We start from the raw sequence: 25,512 nt of genomic DNA on the forward strand, positions 1-25,512 counted from the left end.
TGATAAGTGGCCTTATCATGCCCGTCCGTGCGCCGATCAAGCCGCCCGAGACGAACGAGATTGTCCTGGTCGGATGTGATCTGGGCGTGAAAGGCCGGTATCACGCGTCGAGGGGATATGAGCTCTGACGACGGCGATCAGGGGGACTACAGGAAGCTCGCCAACGCGCTGCCTCAGATCATCTGGACGTGCGACGCCGAGGGCCGCCTGGATTGGGTCAACGATCGATGGACGGAGCTCACCGGCCTCAGCCTCGAGGAGTCGCTCCGGGACAAGGGCGCGCTCGCCGCCGTGCACCCCGACGATCGGGAGCACGTGCAGCGGTGCTTCGCCGCGGCCCTCTCCACCTCCAGCACCTGCGAGATGGAGTACCGGCTCCGCACCCGGGCGGGTGTCTATCGCTTCCACCTCGGCCGGGTGGTGCCAATCCGGGGCGACGACGGCAAGGTCATGCGGTGGGTGGCCGCCGTGTTCGACATGCACGATCGAAAGGAGGCGGAGCAAGCGCTCCGCGCGTCCGAGCGAAGGTTCGAGGCGGTCTTCAGCCTCAATCCCCAGCCGACGGTCATCACGCGCGTGTCGGACGGGATGCTCCTGAGCGTCAACGACGCTTTCCTCAGGATGACCGGCTTCTCGCGCGACGAGGTCCTCGGCAAGAACCCCGTGCTCCTCGGCATCTGGACGGCGCCGCAGCGGGCGTCGACCGTGGCGCTCCTGCGCGCCGGCGCGGAGGTCGAGGTCGCCTGCGTCCGCAAGGACGGGCGCGTGCTCACCCTCGTGCTGTCCAGCGCGCCGATCGACGTCGGCGGCGAGCCGTGCCTCGTCACCGTGTCGACCGACGCGACCGAGCGGCTGGCCGCCGAGGCCGCGCTGCGAGAGAGCGAGGCGCTCGCGCGAGCGCGGGCAGACGAGCTCGCGGTGCTGATGGATGCCGTCCCGGCCGCGGTGCTCGTCGCCCGCGACCCTGCCTGCCAGGAGCTGCACGGCAACCGCGCCTTGCACGCGCTCCTCGGGAGCGATCCAGGGCAGAACCTGGCACGGACGGCCCTCGGCGCGGGAGACGACCGCGGGTTCAAGGTGCTTGTCGACGGCGTGGACGTGCCCCCGGGGGAGCTTCCGCTCCAGCGGGCGGCGCGCGGCGACGAGGTGAGGCCGCACGAGATCGTGCTCGAGTTCCCGGGCGGGCGCGCGATCCACCTGTACGGCGGGGCGGTGACGCTGCGCGAGCCGAGCGGCGAGCCGCGCGGCGCCATCGGCGCGCTCGTCGACGTGACGCGGCTCAAGGAGACAGAGGCTCGGCTCCACGAGGTGGCGCGCCAGAAGGACGAGTTCCTGGCGCTCCTGTCGCACGAGCTCCGCAATCCGCTCGCCCCCATCCTCACGGCGGTCCAGCTGATGGAGCTGCGCGGCAACGTCGCGACGCCCCGCGAACGCGAGGTGATCGCGCGCCAGGCGCAGCACCTGATACGGCTCGTCGACGACCTGCTCGACGTCGCGCGGGTGGCGCGCGGCAAGGTCACGCTGTCGAAGAAGTGGCTCGAGCTGGCGAGGGTCGTGGAGCAGGCTGTCGAGGCGACCGAGCCGCTCCTCTCGCAGCGAAGGCACCAGCTCACCTTGTCGGTGCCCGCCGAGGGCCTCGCGATCGAGGGCGACGAGGTGCGCCTCACCCAGGTGGTCAACAACCTCCTCACGAACGCCGCGCGCTACACCCCGCCCGGAGGCCACATCGAGGTGACCGCCCGCCGCGAGGGCGGCGACGTCGTGCTGCGCGTCCGGGACGACGGCGAGGGCATCGATTCGAGCCTGCTGCCCCACGTGTTCGAGATGTTCGTGCAAGGCGAACGTGGCTCGGATCGGGCCCTGGGCGGGCTCGGCCTCGGGCTGTCCCTCGTGCGAACGCTGACGATGATGCACGGGGGCGCCGTGAGCGCGAAGAGCGCCGGCGTCGGTCGAGGCAGCGAGTTCACGGTGCGTCTTCCGGCGGCGGCGGCCGCCCCACCCTCGGCGGCGCCCGAGGCTCGCCCGCCGCAATCGAGGCCGCCGCAGGCGCGGCGCCGGCGCGTCCTCGTCGTGGACGACAACCGAGACGGCGCCGAGCTGATCGCGGAGATGCTGAGCAAGAGCGGGCACGAGGTGCGCATCGCTCACGACGCGTCACGCGCGCTGTCGCTCGTGGACGCTTTCCGGCCCCAGATCGCCATCCTCGACATCGGCTTGCCCGTGATGGACGGCTACACGCTCGGGCGCGAGCTCCACACGCGCCTCCAGGACGCCCCGCCGATCCTGATCGCCCTCAGCGGTTACGGCCAGGACAGCGACAAGCGCAGCAGCGACGCAGCGGGCTTCCGGCTGCACCTCGTCAAGCCGATCGACGCCAGGGTGCTCGTTCCGCTGCTCGACGGGCTCCCCGACGACGCCGGCGGGCGCTGAGCGCCGCTCAGGCCGAGAGCGCCGTCGCCATCGCAGCGGCGAGGCCGAGCCGCGGCGCGCGCCGCCTCAAGCCACCTTCGCGGCGGCGAACGGATCGACGTACGTCGTGGAGCCGATCGGCGCCCACGTGTCGTGGAGCCCGTCGACGTACACAACCGGAACGCCGGTGAGGTCCGCGTCGTCGAGGCAGTTCAGGTTCACGGTGCAGTAATCGCCGCCGAGCATCGGGAGGTGCCCGTGCCCGAACACGCGGATGCCGCAGGTCTTGCAGAACCGGGCATGGCCGGCCTCCGATCGCGAGTGGTCGCCGAGGACCTCCTCGCCGGCGAGCAGACGGAAGGCGCTCGGCTTCACGATGATGCCCCACCACCTCGTCTTCGCGCAGATCGTGCAATTGCACTGCCCCGTCCCGGCGCTCGGGTCGAAGTCGGCCTCGAAGCGGACGGCGCGGCAGGCGCAGCTGCCCTTGTAGGTCCGGAGGCCGGCGGTCGTCGTTGTGTGCTCGGAAGCGGCGTTGCTCATGGGCGGTAGCTCCAGGGATTGGGCGGGCGGGGCGCCTTCGGGCGCCTCGCCCGTGGGATGAGAGGAAGCTAGACTGGGTTGCGGACAGATTCGGTCCGCAAGGAGAGAGGCGGCACAGGGTCCAGACCTCCGCGCGGCTGCCACCGCTGGTACCTGCTCGCGTACGATCTCGATCGGGGCGCATCGAGGCGCTGGCGCCGGACCGCCCGCGGGCGCTGAGCGCCGCTCACGCCGAGAGCGCCGTCGTCATCGCAGCGGCGAGGCCGAGCCGCGGCGCGCTCCGGCTCAAGCCACCTTTGCGGCGGAGAACGGATCGACGTACGTCGTGGAGCCGATCGGCGCCCACGTATCGTGGAGCCCGTCGAGGTACACAACCGGGACGCCGGTGAGGTCCGCGTCGTCGAGGCAGTTCAGGTTCACGGAGCAGAACTCGCCGCCGAGCTCCGGGATGTTCCCGTGCCCGAAGACGCGGACGCCGCAGGACTTGCAGAACCGGGCATGTCCGGCCTCGTACCGCGAGTAGTCGCCGAGGACCTCCTCGCCGGCGATCAGGCGGAAGGCGCTCGGCTTCACGACGATGCCCCACCACCTCGTCTTCGTGCAGATCGTGCAGTTGCACTGCGTCGTCCCGGCGCTCGGGTCGAAGTCGGCCTCGAAGCGGACGGCGCGGCAGACGCAGCTGCCCTTGTAGGTCCGGAGGCCGGGGGTCGTCGTCGTGTGCTCGGAAGCGGCGTTGCTCATGGGCGGTAGCTCCAGGGATTGGGGGCGGGGCGCCTTCGGGCGCCTCGCCCGCGGGATGAGAGGAAGCTAGACTGGGTTGCGGACAGATTCGGTCCGCAAGGAGAGAGGCGGCACATGGTCCAGACCTCCGCGCGGCTGCTGAAGCTCCTGTCGCTGCTGCAATCCCGGCGCTTCTGGACGGGCGGCGAGCTGGCCCGCGAGCTCGCGATCACCGAGCGCAGCGTCCGGCGCGACGTGGACAGGCTCCGGAGCCTCGGGTACCCGGTCCACGCGGCCACCGGCATCGGCGGCGGATACCAGCTCGGCGCCGGGAAGGAGCTGCCGCCGCTGCCGCTCGAGGACGACGAGGCCGTCGCCGTCGCGGTGGGGCTGCGCGCGGCGGCGACCGGGACCGTGCGGGGGCTGGAGGAGGCGTCGGTCCGCGCGCTCGGGAAGCTGGAGCAGGTGCTCCCCAAGCGGCTCCGGCGCAAGGTGACCGCGCTGGGCGCCGTGAGCGTGCGGCTGGGCGACGGCGGCCCCACCATCGACGCGGACGCGCTCGCCGTCATGGCGAACGCGTGCCGCGACGCCGAGATCCTGCGCTTCGACTACAGCAGCCACAGCGGCGCCGCGAGCACGCGCGCCGTCGAGCCTTACCGGCTCGTGCACACGAGCCGCCGCTGGTATCTGCTCGCGTACGATCTCGATCGGGGCGCATGGCGGACGTTCCGCGTCGATCGCATCCAGGGCAGGCCGAAGACCGCGGGCCGCTTCAAGCCGCGCCCCCTGCCCGAGGAGGACGTGGCCGCCTACGTGTCGAAGTCGGTCTCCACGGACGCCTACCCGATCCGCGCGCGCGTGACCGTGCACGCGCCCGCGCAGGCCGTCTCGGAGCGGCTCTCGGGCGTGGCGGGGCGCATCGAGGACCTGGCGCCGGACCGCTGCGTCGTCCACACCGGCGGCGGGAGCCTCGACGCGCTCGCGTTCCACCTCGGGTTCATGGGGTTCGAGTTCGAGGTGCACGAGCCCGAGGAGCTCATCGACCAGCTCCGCCGCCTGGCCGAGCGCCTCGGCCGGGCCGCGGGGCGGAGCGGGGCGGCCGGAGAGGGCTCAGGCGCGCCGTGAGCGGGTCGCGACGTCAGGTCCAGTTGCAGAACTCGAGCGAATCCGGGTCCGATGTGACCTGGACTTCCACTTCAGAGCAGTCGACCGGCTCGTAGGAGTCGAACCCCTCGCCTGGCGGCGCCGCGACGCACTTGCCGCAGCCGAACCCGGCCGGGAAGCTCTTGGACCAGCCGAATCCCTGGCCGGAGGTCTCGTGCCAGACGATGACGTGTCGCGAGCTCGCCCCGAGGAGCGCTGTATCGAGCACATCGGAGTCGATCTCGCCCTCGGGCACCTGGGTGCCCGGCGCGAGGAGCATGACGAAGCCCATGCCGACACCGTTGCTGTTGATCGCCTCGCGCGGCGGCGCCGACCCCAAGCCGACGGTGAACGTCGCGCCGGAGGCGGTCCCTTCGCCGAAGCGGAAGCCGTAGTCGGGGCTGGACGAGCTCACCACCCAGACGACGGCCACCACGGCGTCCTCTGGAGCCGTCTCGCCGGAGATCGGCCCGGTGACCGTGAATCCGCCTGTCCCGCCGCCGCCCTCTCCCGTGCCGCCGCCGCCCTCTCCCGTGCCGCCGCCGCCCTCTCCCGTGCCGCCGCCGCCCTCTCCCGTGCCGCCGCCCGAGCCTTCCTGCGTGTCATCGGAGCATGCGGGCAAGGCCAACATCATCCCGATCAACCCTGCGAACAACCATCGTGCGCTCTTCATGTCCACCATCGAGCACGGCGCGCTCGACGACGGAAGCGAACCGCACTGTTTCCAGGGCGCGAAATCCTGCTCGAACCGCCCCGTTCACCCGCGTTGAAGACCTGTTCCCTCACGCGACGCGAACGGGCTCACTCCGAGAGCGCCGCCGCGATCGTCGCGTCGAGCCCGGCGCCCCGGCCCTCGAGGAGGCAGGCCTCGTGGACCGCTCCCCCCAGCGCCGCCCGCGCGGCCGCGGCGCACTCGGTGAGCGCCGGCCGCTCGATGGGCGGCACCGGCGTGCCGATGTCCTCGCGGAGCGCCGCGGCGCCGCCGAGCAGGCGCGCGCCGCGCTCCGCCTTCCCCGCCCGCACCGCCGCGCGCGCCAGCGCCTCCAGGACGCTCGCGGAGCGCCAGAGATCGCCGAGCTCCCGGTGCAGCCGCAGGCTCGCCCGCAGGCGCCGCTCCGCGAGGGCGAGATCGCCGCGCTCGATGGCGATGAGGCCCAGGATGTTGCTCGTCCAGGCGATCCCCTCCTTGAATTTGACCTGCCGCGACAGGCCCTCGCTCTCCTCGCAGAGGCGGACCGCCTCGCCGAGATCCCCGCGGTAGAGCGCCGCGCAGCCGAGGTAGAGCAGCGCCGTCGCGGTCCCCTCGCGATCGCCCGCGCGGCGGAGCTCCGGCAGGGCGAGGCGGCACGCGCCCTCTGCGCGCGCGGTGTCGCCCGAGAGCCACGCCGCGAAGCCCGAGTAGCCGAGCGCGCGCGCCGCCTCGAGCGTGTCGCCGCGGCGCGTGGCCAGCGCGAGGCTCTCGCCGTGCAGCGCGAACGCGCGCTCGTAGTCGCCCTGCTCCCGGGCGACGCTCCCGAGGATCTGGATCACCGAGGCGAGCCCGCCCTCGTCCCCGAGCTCGCGGTAGAGCGTCGCGCCCCGCTCGAGCAGCGCGCGCGCCTCGCGGTAGTCGCACTGGAGGAGCGCGAGCCGCCCCGCGCCCCGGAGCGCCGAGGCCACGTGCTCGGGCGCGACGCCCGCGGCGCCCGCGAGCGCCCGGCCGAGCCACGCGCGGCCCTCCTGGTAGTGCCCGTGGATGTACCAGAACCGCGAGAGCGCGGCGGCGAGGCGCACCGCGGCGCCCGCGTCGGCGCCCGCGAGCGCGAGCTCCAGGGCGAGGCGGAGGTTGTCGTGCTCGAGATCGAGCGCCGCGAGCCACGCGGCCTGCTCGGTCCCGCCGAGCGCCTCGGCCGCCCTGTCGGCCAGCTCCAGCGACAGCTCGACGAAGCGCCGGTTGCACGCCGCGGCGGCGCCCTCCTCCGCGAGCCGATCGAGGCCGTACTCGCGGAGGATCGTGAGCATCTGGAACCGCGGCTCCTCGCCCGCGACCTGGAGCACGAGGCTCTTGTCGATCAGCGACTCGAGGATCCCGAGCGCGTCGAGCGCCGGATCGCGGAAGGCGCACATCTGGTCCGCCATGGCGAGCGAGAAGCCGCCCGCGAACACGGCGAGCGTGCGGAAGGCCAGCTGCTCCTCCGGATCGAGGAGGCCGTAGCTCCAGTCGATGGCGGCGCGCATGGTCTGCTGGCGCTCGGGCAGATCGCGCGCGCCGCCCGTGAGCAGGCGGAACGAGCCCGCGGGCGCGGAGGCGCGCCCGGCGGCCCCGCGGTCGCCGAAGCGCGAGAGGAGCGCCGCGGGGGTGAGGACCCGGAGGCGCGACGCGGCGAGCTCGATCGCGAGCGGCAGGCCGTCGAGGCGCGCGCAGATCTCCACGATCTCCGCGGCGTTGTCGGGGCCGAGCTGGAAGCCGGGCTTGATCGCGGCGGCCCGGCGGCAGAACAGGCTCACCGCCGAGCTCGCCAGCGCGGCGTCGACCGTGACGTCGCGCGGCTCCGGCACCTCCAGCGGCGGCACGACGTAGCGCCGCTCGCCCGAGAGGTTCAGCGCGGCGCGGCTCGTCACGAGGAGCGAGAGGTGCGGGCAGCTCGCGGCGAGGTGCGCGATCGCCGGCGCCGCGGCCGTCAGGTGCTCGAGGTTGTCGAGCAGGAGCAGCAGGCGGCGGTCGCGGAGGAACTGGACAACGCGCTCGAGGTCCGGCCGCGCGCCGCCCTCGCCGAGGCAGAGCGCCTGCGCGATCGCCGAGGGCACAAGCGCCGCCTCGCACAGCGACGCGAGGGGCACGAAGCAGACGCCGCCGGGGAACGCGGGGACGAGCTCCTCGGCGACCTGGAGCGCGAGGCGGGTCTTGCCGGTGCCGCCGACGCCGGTGAGCGTGAGCAGCCCGGCCCTCGGGTCGAGCAGGAGCGCGGCGATCTCGGCGCGCTCGCGGGCGCGGCCCACGAACGGCGTGCGCTGGACCGGCAGGTTGTCGCGCGGCCGCTCGGCCTCCGGCGAGCCGAACAGACCGAGCGGCGGCGTGCTGTAGGAGCCGGACGGCGGCGTGGTGCCGCGCGGCGGAGCGCCGGAGAGGCCGTGGGGCGACGTGCCGTGGGGGCCGGGCGGCGGAGCGCCGTGGAGGCCGGGCGGCGAGGTGCCGTCGAGGCGAGGCGGCAGGAAGCGGTCCGAGTCGCGGTGCGCGCCGCCGGCGAGCGCCTGGGGCGGGGCCTCGACCGTGCCCGCGAGCTCGATGGTGTCGGTGCTGAGCATGTCCGCGGGCACGCCGCCCCCGCGCGACGCCGGCCCGCCGGCGCCGGGCGGCTCGGCGGCCGCCGAGGAGCCCTCGAGCGCGGCGCGCAGCGCGAGGCTCTGTTGGCGGACCGAAGGGAAGCGCCCGGCCGGGTCGCGGTCGCACGACCGCAGGAACCACGCGTCGAACGCGGGCGGGAGCCACCGCCAGCGCGTCGACGGCGGGTAGAGCCGCATCACGAGGAGCGCCGCCATCAGCTCGGCCATGCTGTTCGCGGTCCAGTAGATGTCGCCGGTCAGGAGGCGGATGGCGATGAGGCCGATCGCCCACACGTCCGCCGCGGGGCCGATCTGGTCCGAGCGCCCGCGCGCCTGCTCGGGGGCCATGTAGATGGGCGTGCCGATCGCCGTGCCCGTCGCGGTGATGCCGCCCGACGCGCCGAGCGCGCCCGGGTCGACCGCCTTGACCAGGCCGAGGTCGAGGATCTTCACGCGCTCCCGCCCGTCGTCGCCGATCGCGAGGAAGAGGTTCGCGGGCTTGAGATCGCGGTGGGAGAGGCCCCGCGCGTGAGCGAGCTCGAGGGTCTCGGCGACCTCGCCGAGCCAGCGCTGCACCTCGCCGGGCGAGCGCCTGCCCTGGGTGGTGACGAGCTGCTCCAGGTCGTGGCCCCGGAGCAGCTCCATCACCAGGAAGGGGGCATCGTCGAGCTCGCGGGCGGAGCCGGCGTCGAGCATGCGCACGAACCCGGGCGCGTCGAGGAGCCGCATGGCCCGGATCTCGCGCTCGAACCGGGAGGCCGCCGCCGTGCCGGCCGCGTGCGTCCGGAGCAGGACCTTCACCGCGACACGACCGCCTCCGTCGAGGTCGTCGGCCATGTACACGACGCCCGCGCCGCCGCGGCCGATCTCGCTCAGGAGACGGTAGCGGCCACCAAGGACGAGCGGGCAATCCGGAGAGAGCATGAGGCGGCCGCGACCGGGACGAGCTCGGGAGGGGCCACGGCGGCGGCAGCTTACCACAGGGGGCGCCGGCGCCCCGCCGCCGGCGGCTTCCGTTCCGCGTCGATCTCCCGGCGCGATGCTCCCGCGCAGCGCTCCCGCGCGACGCGTCCGCGGGGCGGATCCGCGCGAGGGAGAGGGCATGTCCATGACATCGATCAACGCGATCGCGCCGGTGGTCGGCGCCACCGGACACGCGATGTCCACCCATGCGCCGCAGGTCCCTTCTCGAAACGATCGTCGAGAGCGGCGGGCCCCCTCGCGGCGGCTCCAGCGCCGAGAGCGCTGGAACACCTCGGCCCCGCGTGCCCGCGCCGCGCGAAGCGCTCCCTCGCGTTGCGGGAAGCGGGTATGCTCGGCGCCGCGTTGGAGGGACGGCGCCGAGCACCGGTGAGAGCCCGCGCTCCGGCGCGACCCGCGGCCACGGAGCCTGCGCTCCGCGGCCCGGGACGCCGCCCCCCGCTGCTCGCCCGGAGAGAGCTCCATGACCAGCACCGTTGACAAGAGCGACGTGTTCCTCATCCCGATGCCCGGCAAGCGCGTGGCGCGCATCCCCATCGCGGTCCTCGAGCGCTACCTCGACGAGGCCACGCAGGTCGTGCACGACCCGGCCGAGCCGGAGAGCGACGTGACCGCTCACGGGATGTCCGTCGACCCCGCGACGGGCGCGAGCGTCTGGCACACCGAGTGGGAGCTGGGCCCTTGCGACTACACCGACGAGAGCGGGTTCCCGCAGAGCGCGTACGCCTGGCACCGCCACCCGCTCGGGACCGAGTACACCGAGATCTACCAGAAGTGAGCGCGCCCCGGCCGGCCGTGCCCCGCTCCTGCCCACGCGCGCTCCACGCGAAAGCTCGCCCGCGCCGCCCGCACGACCCACGCCGCCCACGCCTACCGAGCGCGCCGCTCCTCGCGGCGGCCGCCGGCGCGCTCCTCCTCGCCTCGCTCGCCTCGGCCTGCATCGAGCGCGGCTACCCCCTCGCCGGGAGCGGGCAGGTCGAGCTCCGCGCCGACGTCGCCGGGCCGCTGTTCGCCGCCGACACGCTCGACGAGGCGGGCAAGCCGGTGCTGCCCCGCCAGAGCCCCTGGTCGACCGCGGTCTCGCTCAAGCTCACCGAGGCGAACGAGCCGGCGTACGGCGGCTACGTCGAGGTCCGCGCGGTCCCGAGCGAGGCGCTCGCGCTGCATCCCGCGGGCGACGACCAGGAAGTTGGGGCCTCGTGCGGCACGAAGGACGGCGCGTTCCGCTGCACCGCCGGAACCCAGGGCTACGCCCGCTTCACCGCCGCCTCGGAGGGCGACTGGTCCGGCGAGGCGCGGCTCGTCGTCTCGTGGGCCGACCGCACCGAGGAGCTCCCGATCACGGTCCTCCCCGCTGGCTTGCCGGAGGACGCCACCAACTTCGCGCTCATCGCGGGGGGCCTCGGCGACAGCGACCGGGTGCTCGCGACCTACGTCCCCCTCAGCTGCACGATCGGCCCCCTGCCGGACGATCTCGGCGCCACCTGGCGGCCGGGCGCGATCCGGGCGCGCGAGGCGCGCGTCCGCGCGTCGCCTCCCCTGAACGCGCCGGGCGTCGTGGAGCACGCGCCCGTGATCATCGAGTCGCTGCACAGCGAGGCCGCCCTCTCGCTCACCCCCGATTGCCGCGAGCGGACCTCACGCCTGCGCGTGCTGCTCGGCGCGACCGGGGAGAGCCCGCCCTTCATCCTGTGCTTCAGCGACCTCGGCGGCGAGGTGAAGATCGCCGTGAGCTCGGGGCAGAAGGCGCTCGACCCGATCCCCTCGCTCACGGTCGACCCCGAGCCGCGCCTGCTCCGCGTGCGCGCCCTCCGGAGCGTCGTCGCCGCGGGGACGCCCGGCGATCTCTTCGAGGTGAGCGCCTACAACGCCGAGCGCGTGCGCATCGCCGTCCCCGTCGACCTGACCGTCGGCGACGACCAGGTGATCGCGCTCGGCGAGGCGTCCGTGACCCTGCGCGGCGAGGACAGCGAGGCGACGATCATCCAGGGCGTCGCGGTCGCGCCGGGGACGACGACGCTCCGCGTGACGCCCCGCCTGCTCGCGAGCCCGGAGTGCTCCTCCGAGCCCATCACCGTCACGCGGAAGCCGGAGCCGGAAGCGGACACCGAAACGGAGACTGAGCCGGAGCCCGAGCCGGGCGCCGGAGGGGGAGGCTCGCCGTGAGCGCACGCAGATCCGCCATGTCCCTGTCGGCCGCGGCGCTCGCGATCGCGCTCGCCGCGCCCGCCACCGCGCCGGCGCAGGACGATCCCGAGGCGGACACAGGGGAGACCGAAGAAGAGGCGACGCCGGAGGCGGCCACGCCGGCCACCCTGAAGCGCTCGACCGACGCGGCGCCGATGGCCGTCCCCGCCGACTTCGGCGGCAGCCTGCAGGTCGTGCGCGCGCCGCCGGGCACGGCCAGCGCCGCCGCGTCGTCGGCCGGCGGGCCGGAGATCTTCCCGGACGCGCGCCGCGTCTGGATGAGCGTCCGCGACACCGATCCGGTCCCGATCGAGGCCGCGCGCCGCGGCGGCCGCTGGCTGTGCAGCGGCGGCGGCTGCGCGGCGCAGACCGGGGATCCCGGGCAGAGCGCCATCGGCGACCAGATGCTGCGCTCGATCAAGCTCCAGACCCCGACGCTGCCCCTGCCGCTCACGGTGTGGGGGCGGCTCACCGAGGACGGCCAGCGCCTGCTCGACTTCGACCCGGTGCTGCTCGGCCGCCGCTCGTACCGGCACGTCTGCGCCTACCGCCCGGTCGCCGACGCCCCGCGGTCACCCGTGGGCGCGCCCGCCGCGCCGGGCGCGCCGTCACCGCTGTCGCCTGAGCGAGTGGACGTCTGCCGCGACGGCCGACCCGAGCCGCCGCCGGCCGACGCCGGCGAGCTCACGCTGGGCATGCAGTGGCCGAAGCAATCGGAGATGGCCGATTTCCACTACCTCGCCATCGTCGACAGCTGCGGCAACGCCCGCGTGCAGCCGTTCCAGCGCACGTTCACCGTGCCGGTCCTCGAGGTCGCCTCGGGCGGCTGCGGGCGCCCCGATGGCAAGATCCTCCGCGTCTTCCCTGGCGGCGGCTGGCTCCGGGTCACCGCCTTCAACCTCCACGCGCCCGCGGCGGGCAACGTCGTCAACGCGACGTACCGGGTCACCATCCCGCCGCTCGAGAACCTCGTCGAGTCGAACCCCGCGCGGCTCCTCTTCCCCGATCCGCTCGCCGACGACCTGAAGGTCGACTGCGGCCCCACGCCGATCGCGCCCCGCACCGACGCCGGGAGCATCCCGCCGCCCGGGAGCGCACGCCCGCCCGGGCCGCGGGCGCCGTCCCCTGCCCCGCCAGGCATCCGGAGCCCTCCCCGCGCGGCCGGACAGGTCCAGGGCGGCGCAGGCGCCGGCCGGCGGCCTCCGACGGCGGCGCAGGCCGGCCCGACGGCACAGCCCGGCGCGGCGGAGCAGGCCCCTCAGGCCCCCGCGCCGCCGGCCGGGCTGCCGCCTCCTCGCCGGGCGTCCGACGTGGATCCATCGCGCCCCGGGCCGCAGCCGCTCGCGCACGGCGCTGTCGTCATCTCGCCGGCGCCGCTCCGGCTGGGCAACTGCCGCATCCGGCTGACGGGCCAGGCCAAGCACCGGCTCGTGGCGCCGCTCGCGCTCTACGTCTCGCTGACGCGCACCGATCAGATGCGGGGCGGCACGCCGATCGAGCTCCTCCAGAACGGCACGTGGATCGTCACGCCGAGCAGCGCGGAGTTCCCGCTCCCGCCGCTCGCCGAGGACTTCGACGGGGACGCGCGGCTCCGGCTGGCCGTCTACAGCGATCCGCTGAGCCCGCAGGGCAAGGTGGTGCTCGTCTCCGACGCGGGCCGCGTCGCGAGCTCGCTGCGCTCGAACGAGCCCGGCGAGCCGGAGCGCGCCCGGCGCCTCGTGGGATCGGTGGCGATCCACTCGGTCCCGCTGTGCGGCGAGGACAACTTCCAGACGCTCGAGGCCGCGGGAACCTGCTTCCGCGCGTACCTCACCGTCCCGGCGATGCTGGCGACGCTGCAGGTCACCCGCGCGCCGTGGGTGGAGAAGCCCCTCGTCACGCGGAGCGTGCTCAGCGCCGTCGGCGTCGCGCTCGCGATCGACCGCTACGACCCCGTGGAGCGCCGGGCCTTCCCGATCGCGGCGCAGCTCGGCGGCTTCGTGCAGACGCTCGGCGAGGGGCGGGTCGGCCTCCTCGGCTACGTCGGCGTCGCGCCGACGATCCCCATCCTCGGCTCGGGCGGCAACACAACGTCGTTCGGCTTCCTGGCCGGGCTCGGGCTGGAGTACATCACCAACGAGGCCGGGCCCGACGAGGGGCTCAAGCCCGCCGCGTTCGTGTCCGCGGTCGTGCAGGTCGGCCAGGCCGCCCCGCAGGTCTCCACGAGCGGCCGGGCGAGCTTCGGCACCTACGCCGGCGACTGAGCCGCCGCGGCGCAGAGCCCGCGGCGGCCCGGTCGCCCGCTCACCGGCGGTTCAGGATCGTGTCCAGCTCCTCGATCGTCCGCCGCTGGATCGCGGTATCGAGCCGCACCTCCTCGAGCAGGGCGCGCGCCTCGGGGAAGCGCCCCGCGATCACGAACGCCCGGATCCAGAGCACCTTGCGCTCCGACGGGAAGAGGGTGTTCGGCATCTCGCGCTCGTAGCGCTGGAGCGCCGCGATCGACCGGCCCGGATCGCGCGCCTGCAGCGCCTCGGTGACCGCGTCGAACAGGGCGATGTCGTGATTGCTGCCAGGCCCGTCGATCTCGATCTTGAGCTTCTCGATCGTCTCGGCGGCGACCGGCGCCGGCGCGCGCTCCCCCCGGTCGGGCGTCGGCACGCGCGCTCGCCGCTGGGCCGGCGGGCTCCGCCGCGGCGCCTCGACGGGCGCCGGGGCCGCCGGCGGCTCGACGAGCGGCGCCGCCGGCTCGACGAGCGGCGCCGCCGGCTCGGGGGGCCGGCGCGGCGGCATGGCGGCGACGAGCGCGGGCGCGACGTGCTGCACCTCCGGCGGAGGCGGCGCCGGTGCCTGGAGCGCGAGCCAGGCCGCCCCCGTGGCCGCCGCCGCCGTGGCCGCGGCGGGCGCGGCGACGAGGCGCGCGGCGCCCAGGGTCGGCAGCTGGACGAGCTTCGCGAGGCCCTTGAGCCACGTCGCGGCGTCGCTCAGCGCCTGGCCGACACCCCCGGCGGCCTTCCCGGCGCTGCCCGCCTTGAGCGCCCCCACCGACTCCTGCACGCCGCGGAGGATCGAGACCCGCACGTCGTCGGGCACGCGCGGCGAGATCCGCGCGGTGGCGAGGAGCGCCGCCAGATCCAGGGGCAGCACGAGGCGCGAGCCCTCCCGCTTCCGGTCCTCGCGCCGGCGCTTCACGACGATGTCGTGGAACAGGCGGATGGCGCGCGCGCGCCACTTGTACGCCGTGGACAGCGGAATGCCGCGCTGCTGCGCGAGATCCGCCATCGGGATGCTGTGGAGATCGTGCCCGACCAGGATCCAGTGCGCATCGGCGTCGAGCTGTTGCATGAGCTCCAGCACGACGAGCCGCTCCTGATCCGAGATCAGCAGCTCTTCCGAGGTCTTGGCGGGGTCGACGAGGGGGGGGATCTCTTCGTCGGGCAGGAGCTCTTCGTAGCGGTGCTGGGCCCTCTGCAGGTAGTGCGAGGCCGTGTGGACCGTGATCCTGTTCAGCCAGCGCTCGGGCCGGGAGATCTCGGGGTTGTATTTGTTGAAGCTGAGGAACGCCGCGAACAGGACCTCCTGCGCGAGGTCCTTGCGATCGCGCAACGGGACCCCCAGGCCCGTCAGCCAGCGCCCTACGAGCGCGGATGTTTGCTCACGAAAGAGAAGCTCGAAAGCGCGCTCTTTCTCGGGTGGACCGCCTTGGCCCGGGCGTCGAGGTCTTGTCATACACAAGTCCAGTTCCCGGCACGGACGGGAGATTGCCGCCCGAGGCAGGCCACGCGCGACGGACGGGGGGCCGGACGGCTGCTCGAGGGCGTCCGGAGGCCGGAAATGCCGCAAAATCCTCGCGAGAACGGGGCGCCAGGGCGCTCCGGAGCCATCCGAATTTCGAATGACACAATGAAATACAATTCATGCGGAGAATGGATCGTTCCGCACCCGGGTTGCGGCTCGAGGCGGCGCCGGGATGCACCGGCTGGCCGGGGATTCCGGGTGCGCCCGCGCGCGATTCGAGGCAGGCTGCCGCCCCCGCCCCGCGGCTCCAGCGCATGAAGCTCACCGACTTCTCTCTCGCATCGCTCGCGGCGACCTCGCGCCGCAACACCATCCGCGACGTCTGGGACAAGCTGAGCCCCTTGCCAGGGGGCAAGCGCCTGTTCAGCAGGCTCATCGGCGCGATGGCCCCGTACACGGGGACGATCCGCGCCGAGGTCGAGGTCCTCGAGCGCGGCCGCGCGGAGGTGTCGATGCGCGACCGGCCGGGGCTGCGCAACCACCTCCGCTCGGTGCACGCCGTCGCGCTCGTCAACCTCGCCGAGCTCACCGGCAACACGGCGCTGTCCTACGCGCTGCCCGACGATGCCCGGTTCATCGTCGCGGGCCTCTCGATCGAGTACCTGAAGAAGGCCCGCGGGACGATCCGCGCCGTCTGCGAGTGCCCTCTCCCGGAGACCAGCGAGCGCAGGGAGTACGATATCCCGGTGAGCCTGCGCGACGCGACGGGGACCGAGGTCGCCCGCGCCGTCCTCCGCAGCCTCGTGGGTCCGAAGAAGCATCCCTGAGCTCGGCGACGCGCCGCCCCCGGAGCCCCGGGTGCTCCCGCCCCGTGCATTCCGGCACGGCTCCACGCGCCGGAGCCCCCCCTGTACGCCAAAGCCCCCTGCGCTCCGGCGGAGCCCTACGCTCCGGAGCAGCCCTGTGCTCCAAAGCACCTTATGGTCCGGAGCAATCCTGTGCTTCGGAGCAATCCTGTACCCGCAAGCACACGGGGAGCTCAGCTATCGCCTGACCTCGAAGCGTCTCACCCCGTCCCACATCGAGCCAGGGTCCCGACAGAGCGTTCGAGTCAACACGCTCGACAAAGCGCTTCCAGGATGTTTCGATTCTTCTCATGAGGAACCGGTCAACGAGGGTGGCGCTCGCCGCGACGGGGATCAGCGTGATCTTCGCGGCGTGCGGGGGGTCCGATGGCTCGGTCTCCGGCGGAGCGGGCGCCGGCGGAGCGGGCGCCGGCGCCAACGCGAGCTCGGGGAATGGCTCGGGGAGCGGCCCGGGATCAGGCGGAGCGACGAGCACCGGATATGGCACCGACGGGCCTGGAGAGATCACCACCGGGCCCAGCAGCGGCGCCGGCGAGGGCGCCGGCGGCGAGGCTTCGTGCGCCGGGGAGACGAAGACGGCGGAGCTCGTGCCGCTCGACCTCTACATCATGCTCGACTCGTCGGGGTCGATGAGAGATCGGCTCGCGACCGGCGGCACCAAGTGGGACGCCGTGACCGACGCGCTCGAGGCCTTCTTCACCGACCCCAAGTCGGAGGGGCTCGGCGTCGGGCTCCAGTACTTCCCTCTGCTCAACGCCGGCCTGCCCCAGAGCTGCAGGAGCAACGAGGAGTGCGGCATCAGCGGGCCGTGCGCGCTCCGGGGCTGTAGCAGCTCGTTCGGCGCCCGCACGGGCATCCAGGTCTGCGTCGCCGACGCGGACTGCCCGGCCGGCGACACGTGCGTCGACCTCGGCGTGTGCTCCCAGAGCCCCGACACCATCTGCGGTGAGATCGGCGAGCGCTGTCCTGGCCGCGCGGGCACGTGCAACAAGCTGTCCCGGAGCACCTGCGCGCACCCGTACTCGTGCGTCACCGAGGACTACGCGACGCCCGACGTCTCGATCGCGCCGCTCGACGCCGCCTGGGCCGACGAGCTCATCGGGTCGATCGGCCGGACATTCCCCGACGGGGGCACGCCCACCGCCGGCGCCCTGTCCGGCGCGATCGCCCAGGCCCGGGCCCACGCCGAGGCGAACCCGACCCACAGGGTCGTCACCGTGCTCGCCACCGACGGGATGCCCACCGAGTGCAATCCCACGTCCGCCGACGGCATCGCGGAGATCGCGGCCGGGGGGCTGAGCGGCTCGCCGAGCATCTCGACCTTCGTCATCGGCGTCTTCGGCAGGGACGACGACGGCGCCCAGGACACGATGAACCGCATCGCCGAGGGCGGCGGGACGACGTCCGCCTACTTCATCGACACGAGCTCCGACGTGACGCAGGCGTTCCTCGACGCGCTCAGCGAGATCCGCGGGACGAGCCTCGCGTGCGAGTACCAGGTCCCGGCGCCGTCCGCCGGGCAGACGCTCGATTACGGGACGCTCAACGTCCAGCACACGCCGCCGGAGGGCGCCGACCCGTCGACCATCTTCTACGTGGCCAGCGAGGCGCGCTGCGACGCGACCGCCGGCGGCTGGTACTACGACATCGACCCCACGACCGGCGGCACGCCGACGAAGATCGTGATGTGCCCGGCGACCTGCACCCGCTTCCAGGCGGGCGGACAGGTCCAGCTCCAGGTCGGCTGCAAGACCGAGATCCCGCCGGTCAACTGAGCCCTTCCCCCCGCACGCCCGCGCCACGCGCCCCCCGTTGCTCGCCCGCACCACGCGCCCCCCGTTGCTCGCCCGCACGGCTGGCGGCGGGCGGCGCGCTCACGCGTCGAGCGCCGCGGGCCGCGCGGCGGCGGCCGGGCCGCGGGTGCGCAGCCAGAAGTACACCGCAGAGGCGGCGAAGAGGGCCCCGCAGACGAGCGCGGTCGCGTAGCTGAAGCCGAGGAAGAACTCGATCCACGAGCGCTTCGCCTGGCCAAAGCTCTTGTAGAGCAGGAGCGCCACGCTCCCGAGGTAGCCGAAGGCGTCGGCCGCGGTGATCAGGAAGCCCGCCGTGGCCACTGAGCCCACGGCCGCGATGAGCCGGTCGAAGAGGACGCAGTTGTACGGGACGTACCCCACGTAGAGCCCGAGCCCGACGCTGATCATCCAGGCGACAGGGCCGATGACGCCCGCCTGGTAAAGCGCGGTGCTCAGCCCCGCGAGCGCCGCCCCGGCGACCATGACGCCGTGGATCGCGGCGAGCGCCGTGCGGTTGTTGCGGATGCCGATCATCGCCGCGACCGAGAGGAGCGCGCCGACCGCCACGGGGATCTCGGCCGTCGTCAGGATGGCCGGCTGGTCGGTGTAGCCGAGGGCGTCCCAGATCTCGCGGGCGAAGTTGTCCCGGAAATCGCGGTAGGCGGTGAGGACGACGTAGCCGAGGACGAGGGTCGCGAGCCCGCCCGCGTTCGCGAGGACGAACGCGCGCCGCGCGGCGCTGTCCATCGGCGCGCGCCGGGTCCGGAGCGCTTCATCGTCCACCGACGGCGGAGGGATCTGTGCGAGCATCCACACCGAGAGGAGCAGCGGCGGGAAGAAGAGGGCCCCCGTCACCGCCGGCATCCAGACCTCCGGGACCCCCCAGCCGAGCGTGATTTTGCCAACGGTCTTTACGAAGCCGCTCGCGACGATGAAGCTGGCGCAGAGCCCGGCGCCGAGCAGATCGCTCACGCGGCGCCCCTCGAGGAAGCCGAAGACGAGCCCCCAGACCATGCCGAGGGGCAGGCCGTTCAGCACCAGGAAGACGGCGGCGTACGGGGCCGGCGCGAGCCCGAAAAGAACGAGCGCGACCTCGCTCACCCCGATGCACGTGAGGATGGCGAACGCGCGCCGCTCTGGCGGCATCTCGGAGACGATCTTGATGCCAAGGAACTTGGAGGCGCAGTACCCGAGCACCTGGGCGATGATGTAGAGGCTCTTCAGGTCGAGCGCGGGGAGCAGCGGCAGCGCGACCATCCCCTTGTAGGAGCCGACCGCGAACGGCTTGCGGAAGGCGTACATGCAGAAGTAGGTCGCGAACGCGGCGATCACGGCGAAGGCCGTGAACACCGGCGCGGGGGCTCGCTCGAGCCATTTCGTCACGCTTCGCTGGGCCGGCATGGGAGCTCCGAGGAAGGCGCGAGGGTAGTCGCGGCCGCGCAGCGTGCGCATGGATTTTCAGTGAGGAGCGCGGCCGGTTCCCTTCGGCCTGCGTCCGTGCGAGACATGGATCCCGCGCCGCGGCCTGCGGCGCGGTCAGGGAGGGCACGCCTTGGCAGACCCGTCATCGCTCGCCGCAAGGAAGATCCTGGAAGATGTCGTGGCCGCCGCCCCTTCGGCCGGGCGGGCGGCCCCGGCGTTCGCGCGGGATGAAAGGCTGCGCGGCGCAGCCGCCCTGGTCGCGATGGGCCTCGCCGCCGGGGGAGCGGGCGAGCTCTCGTACGACCAGCTGAAGCAGCGCTTCCGGAGCGCGATGACGCGCGATCCCCTCGACTCGCTCGCGGTGATGATCCTCGGCTGCTCGTACCTCTTCTACCTCGCCGAGCACGGCGAGAACCCGCGGTGCGCGAGCTTCATGGACGCCCTTCTGTTCATCTCGACGTGCCTGTCCGTCGGCTACGCCGACATCTTCGCGCGCACCGCTGCGGGCAAGGCGATCGCGTCCTTCGTGATGACGTGCGGACCGACGCTCGCGGCCTCCGCGCTCAGCACGCCGCAGGGAGCGGAGGCCGAGAGCCGGGCCATCATCGAGCGACTGGACGGGATCCTCGAGGCGCTGCGCGCGCCGCGGTGAGCGGCCGCGGGCCGAGCCGGCGACACAGCGCGGACCGCGCCGGCTCAGCCCGAGAATTCACACGCTCGGCGCCGTCCCCTCGACCGCTCGGAGCGCCATGCCCTGGCTCTCCGCGGCGCGGATGAGCCTGCCAAGGCGCCGGCCAAACCGGGTGGAATGGCTCCGCGTCGAGCACGACCGTGCTGTCGACGTCCGGGGCACCTGACCCAGGATGTTTTGCCCGCAGACCTTCCCATGAGCCCTGTAGCGCAACCTCGATTGCGCCGGAGATCGGTCCGTCGGTTCCCTAAGCATGCTCAGGGGAATCCCTAACTCACACGTCATCACTGTGGCATGACGTCTCGATGGGACGCTTTGTCGCTCTGACGTGGGGCGCTTTGCACCTCGGCGCGCGCGCGGCGGGGCCGTAATCTTCCTGAAAAAGCAGCGAAACATCGCTCCGCCGGCTCTGGAATACCTCTTGCGACGTCGGGCCGCGCCGGGGCATCGAGGCCTCGGATCTCCAGGTCACGCGGAGCCGGACAGGCCCGCATAAAAGGCGGCCCGATGACGGCTGTCCGCCGTGCGCCTGAGCGCCGACGGAGCGTCGACCGGACGTCGACTGGACGTCGACTGGATCACAAAAGCGTCGCGACACGGGCTCGCTGCGGTGTCGCTCGTGCTGCGAGAAAGGCGGAGAAGCCATGCCGAATCGCCATGGTTGGATCGACGAGGAACATAACGACGGGCGAGGTCACGACGAGGACAGGGGCGGGCGACACCAGGGACCGCGAGGAGACGAGGCGTATCGCAGCGAGCGCGGAGCGACCGGGGATGCTAGTTACGGGCATCGTGGCAATTACGAGCAAGTCCTCCAGCGAGACGATCGAAGCCATTCCCGAGGAGGTCACGATGATTTCCGCGCCGTATCCGATCAGCGAGAATCCGGCGGACGCGGCTACGAGGGCGACCCGAGCTGGCGCGGCCACGGCGGCGAGCGCGGATGGGAGGGCAGGCAGGATCGCGGCTGGGGCCAGCGCGAGGACGTCCAGCGCCAGGCGTGGGGCGGCCAGCGTGATGACTTCCAGCGAGGAGGTCGAGACGATCTTGGCTCCAGGCGCGGCTACGGCGGCGGCGAGGGCGGCTTCGGCGGCCGCCAGGGCGGCTTCGGTGGCGGCCAGGGCGGTTACGGCGGCCAAGGTCACTTCGGCGGCGGCCAGGGCGGCTACGGCGGCCAAGGCGGCTTCGGCGGCGGCCAAGGCGGTCACGGCGGCGGCCAGGGCGGACTCGGCGGCAGCCAGGGCAGCTTCGGTGGCAGCCAGGGCAGCTTCGGTGGACAGGGTGGACTCGGCGGCTACGGCGGCCAGGGATTCGGCGCCAGCCACGGCGGGTTCAGCGGTGGGCAGGGCGGCTATGCCGATGAGGGCGGACAGGGCCACTTCGGCGGACAGGGCCACTTCGGCGGACAGGGCCACTTCGGCGGACAGGGCGGCTTCGGCGGACAGGGCGGCTTCGGCGGCGGCCAGGGCGGTCAAGGCGCCGGTCAGGGCAGCTTCGGCGGCCAGGGTGGATTCGGCGGCCAGGCTGGCCAGGGCAGCTTCGGCGGCCAGGGTGGATTCGGCGGCGGCCAGGGCGGTCAAGGCGGCTTCGGAGGCCAGGGTGGATTCGGTGGCCAGGGTGGATCTGGTGGCGGCCAGGGCGGCTTCGGTCGCCAGGGAGGCCTGGGCGGTGGCCACCACGAAGGATACGGAGCCCGCGGCGGCCTCCGGCAGTGGGCCGACGACGAGCGCGGCTGGAACGAGCGGCCAGGACAGCAACGCGGGTACGAAGGCAACGAGTCGTCCTCCGGCGGCGATCAAGGCGTTTATCCTCAGCCCTACGGCGGACAGGGGTTCGGCGGACAGGCCTCAGGCGGCCGAAGCTTCCTCCAGACCGCTCGACAGGGCGGCGGGCTCAGCGGCTCGCGCGGTCGCCCGCCCAAGGGGTACAAGCGCTCGGACGAGCGGATCCGTGAGGATATCTGCGATCAGATCTCCGATCAGCCGGACCTCGACGCGAGCGACGTCGAGGTGAAGGTGCAGAACGGCGAGGTCATCCTCTCCGGGACCGTCCGCGAGCGTCGCTTCAAGCACCAGCTGGAGGCGCTCGCCGAGCGGATCTCGGGCGTGAGCGACGTGCGGAACGAGATCCGGCTCTACCGCGAGCAGCAGCAGAGCGAGGCGAGGACGAGCGCGGGGCTGTCGTCGAGCGAGCGCGCCGCCACGAGCACGACCGGCGCCACGGCGAGCTCCGCGACGTCCATCGGCGCGACGTCACCCCCGGAGACGAAGAACAACGAGTCGCGCCGGAACGCCTCCTGAGCTCTGGCGCGAATGGCCGAGGTGGGCGGACCGCCGCGCAGAGGTCGATCGCAGGCCGAGCGCGTGGCACACGTGGCGGCAGGAGCCGCCGCGGCCACGCCCAGGGCGACAAACGGGTTGAAACCGCCCGAATTGCGCAGATTTTCGAACCGCCAAGACGCCATAAGACGCCAAGATATTTGTTTTATTTTTCGGCGCCTTGGCGTCTTATGGCGTCTTGGCGGTTCATCTCTCGCTAGAACAACGTGATCGTTGTTCTAGCCGCAGCCGCCTTCGGTGTCCTCGCCGCCGGCGCCCTCGCCGCCTTCGTTGCCCCCGCTCCCGTCTCCCTCGTCACCGCAGCTGATAGCCCACAACCCGGTCGGTCCGTCGCAAGTGGCGCTCACCGTGCCACACTCGCGCTTATACCTGCACGGCTCCACGCTGTAATAGGCACTGCAGTCCGTTCCGTTCTCAGGCTCTATCGAGGGACATGCGGTGCAGTGCTCGACCCACACGCCGTCGGTGCAGGTGACGCTGCAGGGGGAGCAGGCGTAGTCGCAAAGCTCGCCCTCATTTGCGCAGCGCGCTCCCGGCGGAGCGCCCCCTCCTGAGAAATCACACGCGACGGGGGTATCGCCACCGGTCGATGCGCTGGACGACGTGGTCTCCTCGGGCGTGCCGCCGGTGCCGCTCGATACGCTGGAGGACAGGGTCTCGTCGGGCGTGCCGCCCCCCGAACCGCCGCCGGAAGGCTGCTCGACCGCGTCGGAGCAAGCGAACACAGGAAGGAGCGTGACGGGAATGAGCCACCGGATAAAGGTCTTCATGCCGCCCCCTCAGCAACGGATACGCCAGCCTAGCGTGCCTGCGCCAATCGCGGATTTTTGAGCGTGAGACGATGAGGATGTGCCATGATGAGCCGTCTGCTGCTCCATCGATGGCACATCGGGCGATGACGCACGCGTGAATGCACGACCGTGCGAGCGCAACCAACGATGCGGCTGGCGCGTCGTGGGCAGCGCCGTGCTGCGCGCCCTGGTGCGACCCCAGCCAAAGGAGCGTCATGAGGGGTTCTTTCTTTGCGGCGTCCAGCGGATCCCGATGGATCGGAGGGCTCGCCATCGGGGCAATCGCGCTGAGCTCGTGGACCTGGGCCGCCGCCGGCTGCTCGGATCAGGGCGAAGGCGAGCCCGGGGCGGCGCTGCGAGGGCGCTCTCCTGACCGGCACCAGCTGGTCCTCGAGGACGGCACCGGCTTCGCCCGCACCGCGGACGGCTTCGCGCCGCGCGCGGGGGAGGACGCCGGCGGCGGCGCGCGCGTCGCCCCGGGCTGGACGAGCGCCTCTGGCATGCTCGTTCCCCGGGCGTACCACGCCGCCACGCTGCTGCACGATGGCCGCGTCCTCGTCGCCGGCGGCGCCCGCAGCGACAAGGACCCCTGCACCACGGCGGCGGAGCTCTACGACCCGGCGACCAACACGTGGTCACCCGCCGCGCCCATGCGGGGCGGGCGCTGCTGGCCTGGAGCGGTCCTGCTCGAGGACGGGCGCGTCCTCGTCGCCGGCGGGCACAGTCGCTACGAGCGCGTCGAAGGTGACCTCGGTGTCGGCAGCGCCGAGATCTACGACCCGGCGACCGACACCTGGGCGCTGGCCGCACCCATGCTCGCGGCGCGCACGAGCGATGTCATGGATCAGCTCGTGGTGCTGCTCCCGGACGGCAGGGTCTTCGTGACGGCCGGCATCGATGAGGAGAGCCGGAACGCTGAGATCTACGATCCCGACGCCGACGCCTGGACGCTGACCTCGCCCATGCTCGGGGCGATCACCGCCGGAGAGTTCGCGACCGTGGAGAGCGCGACGCTGCTGCTGGACGGCAGGGTGCTCGTCGCCGGCGGCGGATACGACACGTCCGGGGACTGGCAGCTGGCCGCAGAGATCTACGATCCCGCGGCAGATGCCTGGACGGCAGCGGCTGCTGCCAACAGCGGTCGCACCTCGCTCACCGCCACCCGCCTCCTCGACGGCAAGGTGCTCTTCGTGGGCACCAACGGCCGGGTGAGGGACATGCAGGTCAACACGGCGGACATCTACGATCCGGTGTCCGACACTTGGACGATGGAGGCCGGGCCTGGGGGGTTCGAAGGCCCACTTCATCTCGGCGGAGGCAACGGCGGACACAGGGCATCGTTGCTGTCGGATGGCCGCGTGATCGAGACGGGCGGCTCGCTCGCGGACTGGTTCTGGTGCGGCACGAGCGCGTGCGGCTCGGATTACGGGCGGATCGATTTCGACATGGCGCAGGTCTATGACCCCGCAACCAGCACGTGGTCGTGGCTCCCCCCGATGAGGCTGGAGAGGAGCTGGCACTCGTCGACGCGCCTCCTGGACGGCCGGGTGCTCGTCGCCGGTGGCAGGTACTGGACGCCGGAGTGGGGCAGACCCGAGAGCTTCACGGCGACGGCATCGACGGAGCTCTTCTTGGCGCCGGGCACGCAGGGCGCCTCCTGCGCGAGCAGCACGGAGTGCGGAGGTCGCCCTTGTGTCGACGGCGTCTGCTGCGACGCGGCCTGCGACGGCACCTGCGAGGCCTGCTCGGTCGCCGCGGGTGCCGCGCGAGACGGCACGTGCGGGCCAACGACCGGCACCCGCTGCGACGACGGAGACACCTGCACCGAGGCCGATACGTGCCAGGCCGGCGTCTGCGTGGGCGTGCCTGGCGACGTCGGGTCGTGTCACGGCGGCGGCGGCGGTTCCACCTCCTCCGGCGCTGGCGGCGACGGTTCGGTGAGCTCGTCCTCGTCAGGCGCTGGCGGCTCCGGCGGCGGCGGTTCCACCTCCTCCGGCGCTGGCGGCGACGACGCCGCTGCCTCGGCCACCTCCTCCTCGGGCAGTGGCGGCGCCGGCGGCGCTGGCTCGGCCGCCTCATCATCGAGCGTTGGCGGCGACGACGCCGCTGCCTCGGCCACCTCCTCCTCGGGCAGTGGCGGCGCCGGCGGCGCTGGCTCGGCCGCCTCATCATCGAGCGTTGGCGGCGACGACGCCGCTGCCTCGGCCACCTCCTCCTCGGGCGCCGGCGGCGCCGGCGGCGACGCCGCTTCGAGCACCTCCGCTTCGTCCGCCAGTGCCAGCAACGGAGGCGGAGGCTCGTCCAGCGCTACCGCCGCGAGCTCTTCCTCCGGCGCTGGCAGCTCAGGCGACACCGGTGTTGCTACCACCGGCAGCGCCTCTTCCGGCGCCGACGCTGACAGCCCCGACCGCAGCAGCAGCGGGTGCAGCACGAACGGCGACCCGACGTCTACGGGCACGACGGCCAGCTCCGCATGGCTCGGCGTCCTCGGCCTGCTCTGCTGGTCGCGGCGGCGGAGCCTGACCGGGAAAAGACATCCTCCGAGTCCACGCCGCCCGCCATTCCGCTCCAGGAGCGCGTCCTCCACGTCCTGAATTATCGCGCCAC

The 25,512-nt window shown here is 73.0% G+C and carries 18 protein-coding genes; 10 read left to right on the top strand and 8 right to left on the bottom strand.

What is annotated here, in order from left to right; all coding sequences use genetic code 11:
* Positions 1-117 precede the first annotated feature (117 nt).
* Positions 118-2,430: a PAS domain S-box protein gene (locus WMF19_RS29610; protein WP_437893423.1), complete on the top strand. Its 2,313-nt coding sequence runs from the start codon at positions 118-120 to the stop codon at positions 2,428-2,430.
* A gap of 66 nt (positions 2,431-2,496) precedes the next feature.
* On the opposite strand, the gene WMF19_RS29615 is transcribed toward WMF19_RS29610, so the two are convergent.
* Together WMF19_RS29615 and WMF19_RS29620 are read right to left on the bottom strand one after the other, a co-directional pair.
* The gene (locus WMF19_RS29615; protein ID WP_437893424.1) at positions 2,497-2,952 is read right to left on the bottom strand and encodes a GFA family protein; all 456 of its coding nucleotides are present in this window, start codon (positions 2,950-2,952) and stop codon (positions 2,497-2,499) included.
* 285 nt (positions 2,953-3,237) lie between these two features.
* Positions 3,238-3,693, bottom strand: coding sequence for a GFA family protein (locus tag WMF19_RS29620; protein WP_437893425.1), 456 nt, complete (start codon positions 3,691-3,693; stop codon positions 3,238-3,240).
* A gap of 114 nt (positions 3,694-3,807) precedes the next feature.
* Here WMF19_RS29620 and WMF19_RS29625 point away from each other — a divergent pair, with 114 nt between their 5' ends.
* The gene (locus tag WMF19_RS29625) at positions 3,808-4,797 is read left to right on the top strand and encodes a helix-turn-helix transcriptional regulator (protein ID WP_437893426.1); all 990 of its coding nucleotides are present in this window, start codon (positions 3,808-3,810) and stop codon (positions 4,795-4,797) included.
* 13 nt (positions 4,798-4,810) lie between these two features.
* Here WMF19_RS29625 and WMF19_RS29630 read toward each other — a convergent pair whose 3' ends face one another.
* Positions 4,811-5,437, bottom strand: coding sequence for a hypothetical protein (locus WMF19_RS29630; RefSeq protein ID WP_437893427.1), 627 nt, complete (start codon positions 5,435-5,437; stop codon positions 4,811-4,813).
* 179 nt (positions 5,438-5,616) lie between these two features.
* The gene (locus WMF19_RS29635; RefSeq protein WP_437893428.1) at positions 5,617-9,042 is read right to left on the bottom strand and encodes a protein kinase domain-containing protein; all 3,426 of its coding nucleotides are present in this window, start codon (positions 9,040-9,042) and stop codon (positions 5,617-5,619) included.
* 520 nt (positions 9,043-9,562) lie between these two features.
* Between WMF19_RS29635 and WMF19_RS29640 the strand changes: the two genes are divergently transcribed.
* From WMF19_RS29640 to WMF19_RS29650, 3 genes are read left to right on the top strand one after another with little or no spacing between them, the layout of a single operon-like run.
* Entirely contained in the window at positions 9,563-9,877 is a 315-nt protein-coding gene (locus WMF19_RS29640; protein ID WP_437323232.1) for a hypothetical protein, read from the top strand.
* Positions 9,874-11,265 carry a hypothetical protein gene (locus WMF19_RS29645; RefSeq protein ID WP_437893430.1) on the top strand — a complete coding sequence of 464 codons (1,392 nt, stop codon included), beginning with the start codon at positions 9,874-9,876 and terminating at the stop codon, positions 11,263-11,265. Before WMF19_RS29640 ends, WMF19_RS29645 begins: the two co-directional genes overlap by 4 nt.
* On the top strand, positions 11,262-13,529 hold the full coding sequence (locus WMF19_RS29650) for a hypothetical protein (RefSeq protein ID WP_437893432.1): 2,268 nt from the start codon (positions 11,262-11,264) through the stop codon (positions 13,527-13,529). The genes WMF19_RS29645 and WMF19_RS29650 overlap by 4 nt, the downstream gene beginning before the upstream one ends.
* Before the next feature lie 40 nt (positions 13,530-13,569).
* Here the strand turns inward: WMF19_RS29650 and WMF19_RS29655 are convergent, their stop codons facing one another.
* On the bottom strand, positions 13,570-14,871 hold the full coding sequence (locus WMF19_RS29655) for an RNA polymerase sigma factor (protein ID WP_437893434.1): 1,302 nt from the start codon (positions 14,869-14,871) through the stop codon (positions 13,570-13,572).
* 446 nt (positions 14,872-15,317) lie between these two features.
* Here WMF19_RS29655 and WMF19_RS29660 point away from each other — a divergent pair, with 446 nt between their 5' ends.
* Positions 15,318-15,830, top strand: coding sequence for a hotdog fold domain-containing protein (locus WMF19_RS29660; RefSeq protein WP_272094140.1), 513 nt, complete (start codon positions 15,318-15,320; stop codon positions 15,828-15,830).
* A gap of 329 nt (positions 15,831-16,159) precedes the next feature.
* The gene (locus tag WMF19_RS29665; protein WP_437893435.1) at positions 16,160-17,644 is read left to right on the top strand and encodes a hypothetical protein; all 1,485 of its coding nucleotides are present in this window, start codon (positions 16,160-16,162) and stop codon (positions 17,642-17,644) included.
* Positions 17,645-17,743: 99 nt separating this feature from the next.
* On the opposite strand, the gene WMF19_RS29670 is transcribed toward WMF19_RS29665, so the two are convergent.
* Positions 17,744-19,063 carry a DUF5690 family protein gene (locus tag WMF19_RS29670; protein WP_437893437.1) on the bottom strand — a complete coding sequence of 440 codons (1,320 nt, stop codon included), beginning with the start codon at positions 19,061-19,063 and terminating at the stop codon, positions 17,744-17,746.
* A gap of 151 nt (positions 19,064-19,214) precedes the next feature.
* Here WMF19_RS29670 and WMF19_RS29675 point away from each other — a divergent pair, with 151 nt between their 5' ends.
* Positions 19,215-19,736, top strand: coding sequence for an ion channel (locus WMF19_RS29675; RefSeq protein WP_437893438.1), 522 nt, complete (start codon positions 19,215-19,217; stop codon positions 19,734-19,736).
* Positions 19,737-20,353: 617 nt separating this feature from the next.
* Here the strand turns inward: WMF19_RS29675 and WMF19_RS29680 are convergent.
* The gene (locus tag WMF19_RS29680; protein WP_437901783.1) at positions 20,354-21,574 is read right to left on the bottom strand and encodes a hypothetical protein; all 1,221 of its coding nucleotides are present in this window, start codon (positions 21,572-21,574) and stop codon (positions 20,354-20,356) included.
* Positions 21,575-21,721: 147 nt separating this feature from the next.
* On the opposite strand from WMF19_RS29680, the gene WMF19_RS29685 reads away from it, so the two are divergent.
* Positions 21,722-22,075, top strand: coding sequence for a BON domain-containing protein (locus tag WMF19_RS29685; RefSeq protein WP_437901693.1), 354 nt, complete (start codon positions 21,722-21,724; stop codon positions 22,073-22,075).
* A gap of 257 nt (positions 22,076-22,332) precedes the next feature.
* Here WMF19_RS29685 and WMF19_RS29690 read toward each other — a convergent pair whose 3' ends face one another.
* Positions 22,333-22,884 (bottom strand): hypothetical protein, encoded by a 552-nt coding sequence (locus WMF19_RS29690; RefSeq protein WP_437893439.1) that lies wholly within the window; start codon positions 22,882-22,884, stop codon positions 22,333-22,335.
* Between the two features lie 236 nt (positions 22,885-23,120).
* Between WMF19_RS29690 and WMF19_RS29695 the strand changes: the two genes are divergently transcribed.
* Positions 23,121-25,499, top strand: a complete 2,379-nt coding sequence (locus WMF19_RS29695) for a Kelch repeat-containing protein (protein WP_437893440.1) — start codon at positions 23,121-23,123, stop codon at positions 25,497-25,499.
* Positions 25,500-25,512 lie beyond the last annotated feature (13 nt).

It is taken from the genome of Sorangium sp. So ce124 (assembly GCF_051525235.1).
In the GTDB taxonomy this organism is placed as follows: domain Bacteria; phylum Myxococcota_A; class Polyangia; order Polyangiales; family Polyangiaceae; genus Sorangium; species Sorangium atrum.